Source organism: Halotolerantifilum yawarlongkerapense, from assembly GCF_054506745.1.
Genome location: NZ_CP199719.1, coordinates 2097795 through 2112859 on the forward strand (window position 1 = coordinate 2097795; position 15065 = coordinate 2112859).

The window sequence follows — 15065 nt, forward strand, 5'->3', positions numbered from 1 at the left end:
CTTAATGCCACAGCCTGTAAAACTCGGACGAGTGGAGAGAATGAGCTTCTCTCGGACCAGCGAACTGATCGACATGCCCGATCTCGTGGAGATCCAGAAGACATCCTATGAGTGGTTCTTAGAAGAAGGACTCATGGAAGCTTTTGAGGATATTTCTCCAATCGAAGATTACACGGGTAAACTGGTCCTTGAGTTCATAGATTACGAACTCGAGGATGAACCGAAGTACGATGTCGAGGAGAGCAAGGAACGCGACGCCAACTACGAAGTCGCCTTGCGCGGCGTGGTGCGCTTCATCAACCTCGAGACCGGTGAGGTAAAGGAACAGAAGGTCTTCATGGGGAACTTCCCGCTGATGACCGAAAAGGGAACCTTTATCATCAACGGCGCCGAGCGTGTAATCGTCAGCCAGCTCGTCAGATCACCGGGACCCTACTATGATGTCAAACTGGACAAGGTGGGGAACGAACTTTACTCCGCCACCGTCATCCCGAACCGCGGTGCCTGGTTGGAATATGAAACAGATTCCAATAGCATCTTGAACGTGCGCATCGACCGCACGAGAAAACTGCCCATCACCGTACTCGCTCGCGCCCTTGGCGTTGAAACCGATGCGGCCATCCTGCAGCTTTTCGGTGAGGACGAGCGCCTGCTCAAGACCCTCGATAAAGACAACACGACGAACCGCGACGAAGGTCTCGTGGAGATTTACAAGAAACTCCGTCCGGGCGAGCCGCCCACTGTCGAGAGCGCCACGAGCCTGATCAATTCGCTGTTTTTTGATGACAAGCGTTATGATCTCGCACGCGTCGGTCGTTATAAGTTTAATAAAAAATTAGGTCTCATCAACCGTCTGAACGGCGAAAAACTGGCCAAGGATGTTGTGCACCCGCTCACGGGCGAAGTGCTGGCAACTGCCGGTGAAAAGGTCGATCTCGACTTGGCCGAGACCATTGAGAACGCCGGGATCAAGTCTGTCGATGTCTTTGGTCGCGACGACGTTGTCGTGCGCGTGATCGGCAACCATTTCGTGGATATCCACGCCTATATGGATACCGGCAAGGTGAAAGTGACCGAAAAGGTACACTTCCCCGTGCTCATGGAAATTTTAGAAGAGCACGAGACGGATGAAGCGCGTCAAGTGGCCGTGAAGGCACGCTACCGCGAGCTGATTCCAAAGCACATCATTAAAGATGATATGATCGCGTCCATGAGCTATCTCATCGGGCTGAACCATAACGTCGGTAACCGCGATGACATCGACCATCTGGGCAACCGCCGGATCCGTTCTGTCGGGGAACTCCTGCAGAACCAGTTCCGCATCGGTCTCTCCCGTATGGAGCGTGTGGTGCGCGAGCGCATGACCATCCAGGACATGGAGAGCCTGCAGCCCCAGAATCTCATCAACGTGCGTCCTGTCTCGGCGGCAATCAAGGAGTTCTTCGGTTCTTCTCAGTTGTCCCAGTTCATGGACCAAACGAACCCACTGGCAGAGCTGACCCACAAGCGTCGTCTCTCGGCCCTCGGTCCCGGCGGTCTGTCGCGTGAGCGCGCGGGCTTTGAGGTCCGTGACGTCCACCACTCGCACTACGGACGCATGTGCCCGATCGAGACACCCGAGGGTCCGAACATCGGCCTCATCGGCTCGCTCTCGACCTTCGCACGCATCAATGAGTACGGATTCATCGAGACGCCCTACCGCAAGATCGATAAGAAAAACGGAATCGTGACCGAACAGATCGTCTACATCACTGCTGATGTAGAGGAAAAGGCCGTGATCGTACCCGCTACAGAACCCCTGGACGATGAGGGTCGTTTCGTCAGCGAACGGATCGTCGCCCGCCGCCAGGCCGATATCAAGGAGTTCAATGCTTCGGATATCGATTATATGGAAGTTTCAGCGAAGCAGATGGTTTCCGTGGCCACGGCCATGATTCCCTTCCTCGAGAACGATGACGCCAACCGGGCCCTCATGGGATCGAACATGCAGCGTCAGGCCGTTCCCCTGCTCATCGCCAAGAGCCCGATCATCGGGACGGGTATCGAGCACAAGGCGGCCGTTGATTCTGGCGCCGTGCTCACGGCAAAGGAAGACAGCGTCGTGGAGTATGTCTCCGCCGACCGCATCGTCCTGCGTCAGGAGAAGACGGGCGAGAAGGAAACCTTCAACCTCCTGAAGTTCAAACGTTCCAACCAGGGAACGTGTGTGAATCAAACACCGCTCGTGACAAAGGGCGAGGTCCTCAAAAAGGGCGACGTGGTCGCCGACGGACCGAGTACCGAGCAGGGCGAGATCGCCCTGGGTACCAACCTGATGATCGCCTTCATGACATGGGAAGGATACAACTACGAGGATGCCATCCTGCTTTCGGAAGAACTCGTGAAGCAAGATGTCCTGACTTCGATTCATATTGAAGAGTACGAGTCCGAAGCGCGTGATACGAAGCTCGGACCGGAAGAGATCACCCGTGAGATCCCGAACGTGGGCGAAGATGCCCTCAAGGACCTCGATGAGCGCGGCATCATCCGCGTGGGTGCTGAGGTAACCGCCGGGGATATCCTGGTGGGTAAGGTCACGCCAAAGGGCGAGACGGAACTGACCGCGGAGGAGCGACTCCTCCGGGCGATCTTTGGTGAGAAGGCGCGCGAAGTACGCGATACCTCGCTGAAGGTACCCCACGGTGAATCCGGTATTATCGTGGACGTGAAGGTCTTCACGCGGGCGAATGGCGATGAGCTGTCTCCCGGCGTAAATGAACTGGTGCGCGTCTACATCGCGAAAAAGCGCAAGATCAACGTCGGTGACAAGATGGCCGGCCGCCACGGAAACAAGGGTGTTATCTCGCGCATCCTACCCGAAGAGGACATGCCTTTCCTCGAGGACGGTACACCGATCCAGGTCGTGCTCAACCCCCTGGGTGTCCCTTCGCGGATGAACATCGGACAGGTTCTGGAGATTCACCTGGGCCTGGCCGCTGCGAAAAAAGGCTGGAAAATCGCAACGAGCGTCTTCGATGGCGCCAGGGAGAACCAGATCCGCGAGATCCTCAAGGATGCCGGCTACCCTGAGAACGGTAAACTATGGGTACGCGACGGTCGTACGGGTGAGTTTTTCGACAACCCGGTCACCGTCGGTTACATGTACATGCTCAAGCTCCACCACTTGGTAGATGACAAGATTCACGCCAGGAGCACCGGCCCCTACTCCCTCGTGACGCAGCAGCCTTTGGGCGGTAAAGCCCAGTTCGGTGGACAGCGTTTTGGAGAGATGGAGGTTTGGGCGCTCGAGGCTTACGGCGCGGCACACACGCTTCAGGAGATCCTGACGGTGAAGTCCGACGACGTGGTCGGTCGTGTCAAGGCCTACGAGGCCATCATCAAGGGCGAAAATATTCCCGAGCCCGGCATCCCAGAATCCTTCAAGGTACTCATCAAAGAGCTACAGTCCCTGGCGCTTGACGTCAAGGTGCTCAAGGATGAAGAAGGAGAAGTGGAGATTAAGGAGACGGAGGACGACGATAGCGCTGTGGCTACCTTCGCTCAGGACGTGATCATCGATGACGACCTGCTCGACCAAGGCTACACGGAAGAAAACAACGACGAAGCGTAGCAGCGTTTTTCAAGAAGGAACGAAGGGAGAGATAACCCTTGATCGAATTCAACAACTTTGATTCCATCCGAATCGGTCTCGCTTCACCGAACAAGATCCGCTCATGGTCTCGCGGAGAAGTGAAAAAGCCCGAAACGATCAACTACCGCACACTGAAGCCAGAGCGAGAAGGATTGTTCTGCGAGAAGATTTTCGGACCTACCAAGGACTGGGAATGTTACTGTGGAAAATACAAGCGCGTCCGTTACAAAGGCGTGATCTGTGATAAATGTGGCGTGGAAGTCACCAAGTCCAAAGTACGACGCGAGCGCATGGGCCACATCGAACTGGCGGCCCCTGTGTCGCACATCTGGTACTTTAAGGGCATCCCATCGAAGATGGGCATCCTGCTCGACGTGAGCCCTCGCTCGCTCGAGAAGGTGCTGTACTTCGCCAACTACATGGTCGTGAACAAGGGCACCACCGGACTCAGCGACAAGCAACTGCTCACCGAGCGTGAGTACGGCGAAGCGCGCGAGAAGTACGGGAACGACTTCGTTGCCAAGATGGGCGCCGAAGCCGTAAAAGAAGTACTCGAGGCATTGAATCTCGATGCCCTTTCCGTTGAGCTGAAGCAAAAGCTCGAGGATGCCACGGGACAGAAGCGCGTCCGCACGATCCGACGCCTGGAGGTCGTGGAAGCCTTTAGAAAATCCGGGAACGATCCCGCGTGGATGATCCTGGATGTTATTCCGGTGATTCCACCGGATCTGCGCCCCATGGTGCAGCTGGACGGTGGCCGTTTCGCCACCTCCGACCTGAATGATCTGTACCGTCGGGTGATCAACCGGAACAACCGCCTCAAGCGTCTGCTCGAGCTCGGTGCACCGGACATCATCGTGCGCAACGAGAAGCGTATGCTCCAGGAATCCGTGGATGCACTCATCGACAACGGCCGACGCGGCCGTCCGGTGACGGGTCCCGGTAACCGCCCGCTCAAATCCCTTTCCGATATGCTCAAGGGAAAACAAGGACGATTCCGTCAGAACCTCCTCGGTAAGCGTGTCGACTATTCCGGTCGTTCTGTTATCGTGGTAGGTCCCGAGCTGAAGTTCTACCAGTGTGGTCTGCCCAAGAAAATGGCCCTCGAGCTCTTCAAGCCTTTTGTCATGAAGAAACTCGTGGAAGAAGAGCATGTGCACAATATCAAGGGTGCCAAGCGCATGGTGGAGAAGGTACGTCCGGAAGTATGGGATATCGTGGAAGAAGTAATCAAGGAACACCCGGTGCTCCTCAACCGTGCTCCCACGCTTCACCGCTTGGGAATCCAGGCTTTTGAGCCGGTACTCGTCGAGGGCAAGGCCATCCGCCTCCACCCACTCGTATGTACCGCTTACAACGCCGACTTCGATGGTGACCAGATGGCCGTCCACGTACCGCTGTCTGTGGAAGCACAGGCGGAAGCCCGCTTCCTGATGCTATCGGTGAACAACATCCTGGCGCCTAAGGACGGACTGCCGATCACCACGCCTTCTCAGGACATGGTGCTCGGGGCCTATTACCTGACGCTGGATCCCGTGGAGGACTTCGGTATCGGCGAGCGCGAGATGAAAGGTGCTTACCGTGATTACGACGAAATGATGCTGGCCTACTATCACAAGCGCATCCACCTGCACGATACCGTCCAGGTGAAACGCGTCGATAAAGCTTCTGGGACGACGAACCTGGTCACCAGCACAGTGGGTCGGTTCATCTTTAACGAGAACATCCCACAGGATCTTGGCTTTGTGAACCGTGAAGAAGATCCCTACGGATTGGAGATCAACTTCCTCTGTACGAAGAAGAAGCTGGAGACCATCATCGGTCACTGTTTCTCCGTGCACGGGAATACAGTGACAGCCGAAATCCTAGACCACATCAAGGACATGGGTTTCAAGTACTCGACACAGGGTGCCATCACCATCTCCGTTTCCGACATGGAGATCCCGGAGAAGAAGGCCCAGCTGATCGAGGACGCTCACGCGGTGGTCGACAAGTACCAGAAGGCCTACCGCCGTGGTCTGATTTCCGATGAAGAACGTTACGAGAAAATCATCCAGACCTGGACCAAGACAACGGACGAGGTCACCGATGAGCTCATGAACAACCTGAGCCCGATGAACAACGTGAAGATCATGGCCCACTCCGGTGCCCGTGGATCGAAGAACCAGATTCGTCAGCTGGCCGGCATGCGTGGCCTCATGGCCAACGCCATCGGTAAGACGGTCGAGATTCCGATCATCTCCAACTTCCGAGAGGGACTCAGTGTACTGGAGTACTTCATCTCCACAACGGGTGCCCGTAAGGGTCTCGCTGATACAGCGCTCCGTACGGCCGACTCCGGTTACCTGACACGCCGTCTGGTGGACGTCAGCCAGGACGTGATCGTTCGCGATACCGACTGTGGTACGACCGAGGGCATCACGCTCCGCGCCATCAAGGATGGGACGGAAATCATCGAAACCCTAGAAGAGCGGATCACCGGACGCTATCCGATGCGCGACGTGCTACACCCTAAGACGGGTGAAGTGGTCGCCACCACGGCTAAGCTCATCACCGAGGAGATCGCCAACGCTATCGTCCAGGGTGCAGGGATCAACAAGCTCGAGGTGCGATCGGTGCTCGGGTGCCGTACCCAGTACGGTGTCTGCTCCAAGTGCTACGGCCTGAACCTGGCCACCATGAAACCCGTGAACGTGGGTGAGGCTGTCGGGATCATCGCGGCCCAGTCCATCGGAGAACCGGGAACACAGCTCACGATGCGTACCTTCCACACCGGCGGTGTGGCCGGCGGCGACATCACACAGGGTCTGCCCCGTGTTGAGGAGCTCTTTGAAGCCAGAAAGCCAAAGGGTCTCGCGGTCATCGCGGAAATCGATGGTGTGGTGAGCTTTAAAGAAACGAAGAAAAAACGCGAAGTGATCATCACCGGAGCCGACGGAGATACACGCTCCAATCAGATCGTCTTTGGTTCTCGCCTGCTCGTCCAAGAGGGCGAAGAGGTGGAGGCCGGCGACCTGATCACGGAAGGTTCCGTCAATCCGCACGATATCCTGAAGGTCGTGGGCATCCGCGGCGTGCAGGAGTATATTACGAAAGAAGTCCAGAAAGTGTACCGCCTCCAGGGGGTAGACATCTCGGACAAGCACATCGAGGTTATCATCAAGCAGATGCTTTCCAAGGTGAAAGTCGACGAGCCGGGTGATACGGATCTTCTGCCGGGCGGCATCGTGAGCTATTATGAGTTCATGGTCGAATCGCAGAAGAAGCGTACCGAAGGCAAGAAACCACCGGAAGGCGACCGGATCCTCCTGGGTATCACCAAGGCTTCGCTGGCGACGGATTCCTTCCTCTCCGCGGCGAGCTTCCAGGAGACCACACGCGTGCTCACTGAAGCGGCGATCAACGGCAAGGAGGACCACCTCCTGGGCCTGAAGGAGAATGTCATCATCGGTAAGCTCATCCCCGCGGGTACTGGTATGAAGCGATACAAAGATATCGCCATCAGTAGCGTCGAATCATTCGACTTACCCGAGGAGGATGTGGTAGAATCGTATTGACAGCACTATAGGCCGATGATATGATAAGTGAGTGTGCATATTAGGTACCACCGATTTGGAGGGTATTTATGCCTGAACTTGTGATCGAGCCCACCGATAAGCTAAAGATCGGTATCAAACAGACGACGAAAACCTTGCTCAAAAATAAAGCGCGTCGCGTGTACGTGGCCGAAGATGCAGAACAGCATGTGACGCGCCAAATTATTGAATTATGTGAGAAGAAAGACGTCGAACTGATTCGCGTGCCGAGCATGACCCGACTGGGTGAAGCTTGCCACATCGATGTAGGTGCTGCGACCGCAGTTTTAGAAAAATAAGACGAAGAAGAAAAGGAGGTGCAAGTATGCCTACTATTAACCAGTTAGTAAGAAAAGGACGCAAGGACATGAAAGAGAAGTCCGGCTCACCAGCTCTTCAGAGAACTTTTAACACGCTCAAGCGCGTTCCGGTGAAGCAAAGCTCCCCGCAGAAACGTGGTGTATGTACGTCTGTCAAGACGATCACGCCTAAAAAACCGAACTCGGCCCTTCGTAAGGTCGCCAGGGTACGTCTGACCAATGGATTTGAAGTGTCAGCCTACATCCCAGGTATCGGTCATAACCTGCAGGAACACAGCGTTGTCCTCATCCGAGGTGGTCGTGTAAAAGACCTTCCGGGTGTTCGTTACCACATCGTCCGCGGTGTTCTCGATACCGCCGGTGTAGAAAACCGACAGCAGGGTCGTTCGAAATACGGTGCAAAGAGACCCAAGAAATAAGTTTTTTTAACGGCCTCTTCTCCCACGAGAAGAGGTTTTCTAAGGAAACTGCCGCTACGACGGTCATAGGGATCGTCGAGTACCGATGAATAATTGAAAAATTTATTAAGGAGGGAAGCAAAGTGGCTCGAAAAGGAACTATTCCTAAGAGAGAAGTTTTAGCTGATCCAGTGTACAACAGCAAGGTGATTACCAAGCTGATCAACAATGTTATGTTAGACGGTAAGCGTGGGACAGCCCAGGCGATCGTTTACGGAGCTCTCGAAATAGCTTCGGAAAAAATGGGTAAAGATGCGATGGAGATCTTCGAAGAAGCCATTGGGAACATCATGCCCGTGCTAGAAGTCAAGGCGCGACGCGTTGGTGGTTCTAACTACCAGGTGCCTATGGAAGTGCGTCCTGAAAGACGTATGACATTGGGTCTTCGCTGGCTCGTGCTCTTCGCACGCAAGCGTGGCGAACGTACGATGGTCGAGAGACTGTCGAAAGAAATCATGGACGCTGCCAACGGACAGGGCGGCGCCGTGAAGCGACGCGAGGAAGTACACAAGATGGCAGAAGCCAACAAGGCCTTCGCCCACTACAGATGGTAAACCGCAACACGATCCCGAAGGGAGGATATCATGTCGAGAGCATTTCCGCTTGAGAAAACGAGAAATATCGGTATCATGGCGCACATCGATGCCGGTAAGACAACGACGACAGAGCGTATACTCTACTATACGGGCGTCAGCTATAAAATCGGTGAGGTTCACGATGGTGCAGCCACCATGGACTGGATGGAGCAGGAGCAGGAGCGTGGCATCACGATCACGTCTGCTGCTACGACTTGCCAGTGGGACGATCACCGCATTAACATCATCGATACACCGGGACACGTGGACTTCACCGTTGAAGTTGAACGTTCACTGCGTGTACTCGATGGTTCGGTTGCCGTCTTCTGTGCGAAGGGTGGCGTAGAGCCCCAATCTGAAACCGTGTGGCGCCAGGCCGACAAGTACGGCGTACCGCGCATGGCTTTCGTCAACAAAATGGATATCACTGGAGCAGACTTCTTCCGCGTTGTCGGTATGATGAAGGATCGCCTCAAGGCGAACGCGATCCCCGTTCAATTACCCGTCGGCAAAGAGGATGATTTCACGGGCATCATCGACCTTCTCGAGATGAAGGTCACCAACTACAAGGACGAACTCGGCCTTGAGATGGAGATGATCGAGATTCCTGATGAGCTGCGCAAGCAGGCAGAAGAGTTCCGTTCTGAAATGATCGAGGCCATCGCCGATACAGACGAAGATCTGATGATGATGTACCTCGAGGGCGAGGAGATCAGCGTGCCTGAGCTCAAGAAAGCCCTGAGAAAGGCAACGATCGAGAACAAGATCGTACCTGTGCTCTGTGGTACTGCCTACAAGAACAAGGGCGTTCAGCTCCTGCTCAACGCTGTTGTCGATTACATGCCCGCACCGGTCGACATCCCCGGAATCAAAGGGATGACACCGGATGGCGAGGAAGACATTCGTTTTGCAGATGACGATGCACCTTTCTCCGCCCTGGCATTCAAGATCATGACGGACCCTTACGTAGGTAAGCTTTCCTTCTTCCGCGCTTACTCCGGTAAGCTCGAGGCGGGTTCCTACGTACAGAACTCCACGAAAGATAAAAAAGAACGCGTGGGCCGTATCCTGCAGATGCACGCCAACAAGCGTGAAGAGCGAGATATCGTCTACTCTGGGGATATCGCGGCCGCCGTCGGCCTGAAGTACACCACGACCGGTGATACGCTGAGCGACGCGGACCATCCGATCATCCTTGAATCCATGGAATTCCCCGAGCCCGTGATCAACGTGGCCATCGAGCCCAAGACACGTGCCGGACAGGAAAAGATGGGTATCGCCCTGGCGAAACTCGCCGAGGAAGATCCTACTTTCCGCACATACACGAACGAAGAAACAGGCCAGGTCATCATCGCCGGAATGGGCGAGCTGCACCTCGAGATCATCGTCGATCGCCTGCTTCGCGAGTTCAAGGTGGAGGCTAACATCGGTGCGCCTCAGGTTGCTTACAAAGAAACCATCACGAAGCCCATTGACATCGACTACAAGCACGCCAAGCAGTCTGGTGGTCGTGGTCAGTACGGTCACGTGAAGATCAAATTCGAGCCAAACGTATCGGGTCAAGGCTTCGCATTTGAGAGCAGTGTAACCGGTGGTTCCGTACCGAGAGAGTACTGGAATGTCATCGAACAAGGTGTGCGCGAAGGTCTCGCTTCCGGTATCCTCGGTGGATACGAGGTTGTCGACCTTAAGGCGAACCTCTACGATGGTTCTTACCACGAGGTCGACTCCTCGGAGATGGCCTTCAAAATCGCCGCTTCTATGGCGCTGAAGGAAGCTATGAGAAAGGGCGACTCTGTCCTGCTCGAGCCCTACATGAAAGTTGAAGTAACGGTTCCGGAGGAATACCTCGGAGACGTTATGGGTGATATCAACTCCAGACGTGGTCATCTCGAGGGTATGGAGATGGTAGCGGGTGCTCAGGTCATCCGTGCTTTCGTACCGCTTTCAGAGATGTTCGGTTACGCAACAGACCTGCGTTCGAAGTCGCAGGGTCGCGGAACGTACGTCATGCAGTTCGACCACTTCAAGCCAGTGCCGAAGAGCCTCGCAGAGAAGCTCATGGGCCAGTAAACGATCAGATCTTAAGGAGGAAGAAAAATGGGTAAAGCGAAATTTGAACGCTCCAAGCCACACGTTAACATCGGAACCATTGGTCACGTTGACCACGGTAAAACGACGCTGACAGCTGCGATCACGAAGGTGCTCTTTGACACCTACGGACTCGGCGAGCTCGTGGCTTTCGAAAACATCGATAAAGCACCGGAAGAGAGAGAGCGTGGCATCACGATCTCCACAGCCCACGTAGAGTACGAGACGCCTAACCGTCACTACGCTCACGTAGACTGCCCCGGTCACGCCGACTACGTAAAGAACATGATCACGGGTGCTGCACAGATGGATGGATCCATCCTGGTGGTATCAGCAGCCGACGGTCCTATGCCCCAGACTCGTGAGCACATCCTGCTCGCACGTCAGGTAGGCGTACCTTACATCGTGGTCTTCCTGAACAAATGTGACATGGTAGACGACGAAGAGCTCCTCGAGCTCGTTGAAATGGAAGTAAGAGATCTTCTGAACGAGTACGACTTCCCAGGCGACGACACACCGATCATCCAGGGTTCTGCACTGAAGGCCCTCGAGAACACGGGTGGCGAGTGGGCGCAGAAAATCGTTGATCTTTTCGAGATCATCGACGAGTACATCCCCGAGCCAGAGCGTGACACGGAAAAAGCCTTCCTGATGCCTGTTGAGGACGTGTTCTCAATCACAGGTCGTGGAACGGTAGCAACGGGCCGTGTTGAGCGTGGTATCGTGAAGGTATCCGAAGAGATCGAGATCGTAGGCCTCGAGGAAGATCCTCGCAAGGTCATCGTTACGGGCGTAGAGATGTTCCGCAAGCTCCTCGACGAAGGTCGTGCGGGCGACAACATCGGCGTACTCCTCCGTGGTGTGCAGCGTGATGACATCCAGCGTGGCCAGGTACTGGCGAAGCCGGGTTCCATCAACCCACACACGAAGTTCAACGCTCAGGTGTACGTACTGAAGAAAGAAGAAGGTGGCCGTCATACGCCGTTCTTCAACGGATACCGTCCCCAGTTCTTCTTCAGAACGACTGACGTAACAGGTTCTATCCAGTTGCCAGAAGGCGCTGAGATGGTTATGCCTGGTGATAACATCGAGATGGTTGTAGAGCTCATCGCTCCGATCGCCATCGAGAAGGGCCTCAAGTTCTCCATCCGAGAGGGTGGCCGTACGGTAGGCGCTGGCTCTGTTACGAGCATCATCGAGTAATAGCTATACAAGGGAGCGGAAATTTTCCGCTCCTTTTCCTTGCTTTTTGTCAGGTTTCTGATATAATGATTCAGGTTAGAGGAATACTTTTAAAGGCCCCTTGCTTACTGGGGTTTTTTTTAGTATAATGTACTAGCGTGTTTATGCGATGATGCGGGAGGTTACCGGGATGCTGCCGGATCACTTCCGTGGAGAAGTCCACCCCCTACAGAGGTGGGCGACATGATTCTTCCGTCTGAGCAGGGCGTGTGAACACCCGGCACAGTTTACGGAGCGCATGATCGTATGGTCTAGCATTACGTACGATGAAAAAAGGAGGAAATGACACATGGCAACAAATGAAAAGATCAGGATCAAACTGAAGTCCTACGATCACAAGTTGATCGACGGTTCCGCTGCTAAAATCGTGGAGACGGCCAAGAACACGGGTGCCGAAGTATCCGGTCCCATCCCGCTTCCCACGAAAAAAGAAGTGGTGACGATCCTCAGGGCCGTACACAAGTACAAGGACTCCAGAGAGCAGTTCGAGATGCGTACGCACAAGCGACTCATCGACATTTTAAACCCCACGGCTAAGACAGTGGACGCGCTCATGAAGCTCGATCTGCCGGCTGGCGTGGACATCGAACTCAAGCTCTAAGCACACACTACACAGGTTGAGACTAAGTGACGTTAATATATAAGATATTTCCGATTAGCTTAGTACGATTGCAAAAGCAAGACTTGTAATCCGCTGTAAGATTATTAGGAGGTGTAAACATGGTTGGTATGATGGGCAAGAAGATCGGGATGACCCAGATTTTCGATGAGAACGGCAACGTCGTCCCCGTGACGGTGGTTGAAGCCGGTCCTATCTACGTAACGCAAATCAAGACCGTTGACACTGACGGTTACAACGCAATCCAGGTTGGCTTCGGTGACATCAAGTCGAAGAAAGTCAACAAGCCCCTCAAAGGGCACTACGACAAGGCCAATGTGAACCCGAGGAAATTCCTCATGGAGTTCCGTGTGGACGATGTCACTGCCTACGAGATCGGTCAAGAGATCAAAGCCGATCGCTTCGCCGGTGGCGAAATGGTCGACGTAACAGGTACTTCGAAGGGTAAAGGTACACAAGGTGCTATCCGCCGTTGGAACCAGTCTCGCGGTCCTGAGACCCACGGTTCGAAATACCACAGGGGCCCTGGTTCAATCGGTGCTGCTTCTTACCCCGCACGTGTTATCAAGGGTATGAAGATGGCCGGTCGCATGGGTAACGAAACGGTGACGGTCCAGAACCTCGAGATCGTCAAAGTCGACACTGAGCGCAACCTGCTGCTCATCAAAGGCGCCGTGCCCGGTCCTAAAGGTGGCTTCGTATCCGTGAAGTCGTCCGTTAAAACCGGGAAATAATCTGAGTGAGGAAAGGAGGAAGCACAGTGCCTAAATTAGACGTTTACAATGTAGCCGGCGACGTTGTCGGTTCAATGGAACTCGAAGAGAACATCTTCGCGATTAAAGAAAACGAGCACGCTGTCTACGAAGTGGTCAAGAATCATCTGGCCAACAGACGACAGGGAACGCAATCCGCCCGCACCCGCTCAGAAGTACGCGGTGGTGGACGCAAGCCGTACAGACAAAAAGGGACAGGTCGCGCCCGCCAGGGTACGATCAGCGCCCCTCACTTCGTAGGTGGTGGTGCAGCATTCGCACCGAAGCCGAGAAGTTACCGCTACACGCTTCCCAAGAAAGTGAAGCGTTTGGCTCTTAAATCCGTACTGAGCGCTAAGGTGAGAGCGGACGAGATCATCATCGTCGACCAACTCACTGTCGAGCAGCCCAAGACGAAGGAAATGGTTAAAGTTCTTTCTAACTTGAAAGCTGACAAGAAGACGCTCATCGTAACGTGCGAGAAGGATGATATCGTCGTGCGCACGGCCAGAAACCTGCCCGGCGTCAAGACTGCCTTCATCGGCATCCTGAACGTTTACGATCTCATCAACCACAACTCGCTCGTCATCACGAAAGATGCTGTGGAGAAGTTGCAGGAGGTGTATGCATAATGAAAACCTCTTCTTACGATATTATCATTAAGCCCATCGTGACTGAGAAGTCCATGATGGACATGGAAGACAAGAAGTACACGTTCAAAGTGGACAAACGCGCCAACAAGACGGCCATCAAGAAGGCCATCGAGGACATCTTCGGGGTCGAGGTGGAGAAAGTCAACACCATGAACGTACGCGGCAAAGTAAAACGACAGGGTCGTTTTGTCGGCCGTCGCCCGAACTGGAAAAAGGCCATCGTCAAACTGACGGCAGATAGCAAGGCCATCGAGTTCTTCGAAGGCATTTAATCAGACCAGTTATCAAAGGAGGGAAAGATCATGGGTATTAAAAAGTACAAACCCACGTCGCCCGCACGTCGTCAGATGACGGTTTCTACGTTTGAGGACGTGACGAAAAAGGCTCCCGAGAAGTCTTTGCTCGTGACGCTCAAGAAGCGTTCTGGGCGCAACAACCAAGGTAAAATCACAGTACGTCACAGAGGTGGCGGTACGAAGATCAAATACAGACTCATCGATTTCAAGCGTACGAAGGACGATGTACCGGCAACGGTGGCAGCGATCGAATACGATCCGAACCGCTCTGCTAACATTGCACTCCTCCACTACGCAGATGGGGATAAGCGTTACATCCTGGCACCGAACAAGCTGAACGTCGGCGACAAGGTAGTCTCAGGTGAGCGCGTGGACATCAAGGTTGGAAACGCAATGCCGCTTTCCAGCATCCCGACGGGTACCTTGATCCACAACATCGAACTGAAAACTGGCAAGGGTGGACAGCTCGTCCGTTCTGCAGGTAACTCGGCTCAGCTCATGGCAAAAGAGGGCAAATATGCGCTCGTTAAACTGCCATCGGGTGAAACGCGTTACATCCTCGCACGATGCCGCGCGACCATCGGCCAAGTGGGCAACATCGATCACGAGAACATCACGATCGGTAAAGCCGGCCGCAAGCGTCACATGGGCATCCGTCCGACGGTCCGTGGTTCAGTCATGAACCCGAACGATCACCCACACGGTGGTGGTGAGGGACGTGCACCAATCGGTCGTCCGAGCCCGATGTCGCCTTGGGGTAAGAAGACCCTCGGCTTCAAGACACGACGTAAGAACAAGTCATCCAACAAATACATCGTTTCTAAGAGGAAAAAATAGCCGAGTGGTTTGGGGC

The 15065-nt window shown here is 54.3% G+C and carries 11 protein-coding genes and 1 pseudogene; all 12 read left to right on the forward strand.

Features of this window, described 5'->3' with window-relative positions:
- Positions 1-4: 4 nt before the first annotated feature.
- A pseudogene (rpoB, locus tag ACULM0_RS10310) lies at positions 5-3604 on the forward strand (DNA-directed RNA polymerase subunit beta); the annotation flags it as partial.
- A gap of 44 nt (positions 3605-3648) precedes the next feature.
- Complete coding sequence (rpoC, locus tag ACULM0_RS10315) at positions 3649-7188, forward strand: DNA-directed RNA polymerase subunit beta' (RefSeq protein ID WP_463677464.1); 3540 nt, start codon at positions 3649-3651, stop codon at positions 7186-7188.
- Positions 7189-7256: 68 nt separating this feature from the next.
- The gene (locus tag ACULM0_RS10320) at positions 7257-7505 is read left to right on the forward strand and encodes a ribosomal L7Ae/L30e/S12e/Gadd45 family protein (protein ID WP_463677465.1); all 249 of its coding nucleotides are present in this window, start codon (positions 7257-7259) and stop codon (positions 7503-7505) included.
- Between the two features lie 26 nt (positions 7506-7531).
- A complete protein-coding gene (gene rpsL, locus ACULM0_RS10325; RefSeq protein ID WP_463677466.1) occupies positions 7532-7945 on the forward strand; it encodes a 30S ribosomal protein S12 in 414 nt (137 codons plus the stop codon).
- 122 nt (positions 7946-8067) lie between these two features.
- Positions 8068-8538 (forward strand): 30S ribosomal protein S7, encoded by a 471-nt coding sequence (gene rpsG / locus ACULM0_RS10330; RefSeq protein ID WP_463677467.1) that lies wholly within the window; start codon positions 8068-8070, stop codon positions 8536-8538.
- A 30-nt stretch (positions 8539-8568) separates the two neighbouring features.
- Complete coding sequence (gene fusA / locus ACULM0_RS10335; protein WP_463677468.1) at positions 8569-10632, forward strand: elongation factor G; 2064 nt, start codon at positions 8569-8571, stop codon at positions 10630-10632.
- Positions 10633-10659: 27 nt separating this feature from the next.
- Positions 10660-11853, forward strand: coding sequence for an elongation factor Tu (gene tuf / locus ACULM0_RS10340; protein ID WP_463677457.1), 1194 nt, complete (start codon positions 10660-10662; stop codon positions 11851-11853).
- 328 nt (positions 11854-12181) lie between these two features.
- Positions 12182-12493 (forward strand): 30S ribosomal protein S10, encoded by a 312-nt coding sequence (rpsJ, locus tag ACULM0_RS10345; protein ID WP_463677469.1) that lies wholly within the window; start codon positions 12182-12184, stop codon positions 12491-12493.
- Between the two features lie 119 nt (positions 12494-12612).
- Positions 12613-13245, forward strand: coding sequence for a 50S ribosomal protein L3 (gene rplC, locus ACULM0_RS10350; RefSeq protein ID WP_463677470.1), 633 nt, complete (start codon positions 12613-12615; stop codon positions 13243-13245).
- A gap of 26 nt (positions 13246-13271) precedes the next feature.
- Positions 13272-13895, forward strand: coding sequence for a 50S ribosomal protein L4 (gene rplD / locus ACULM0_RS10355; RefSeq protein WP_463677471.1), 624 nt, complete (start codon positions 13272-13274; stop codon positions 13893-13895).
- Positions 13895-14188: a 50S ribosomal protein L23 gene (gene rplW / locus ACULM0_RS10360; RefSeq protein ID WP_463677472.1), complete on the forward strand. Its 294-nt coding sequence runs from the start codon at positions 13895-13897 to the stop codon at positions 14186-14188. The genes rplD and rplW overlap by 1 nt, the downstream gene beginning before the upstream one ends.
- A 30-nt stretch (positions 14189-14218) precedes the next feature.
- Positions 14219-15049 carry a 50S ribosomal protein L2 gene (gene rplB, locus ACULM0_RS10365; RefSeq protein WP_463677473.1) on the forward strand — a complete coding sequence of 277 codons (831 nt, stop codon included), beginning with the start codon at positions 14219-14221 and terminating at the stop codon, positions 15047-15049.
- Positions 15050-15065 lie beyond the last annotated feature (16 nt).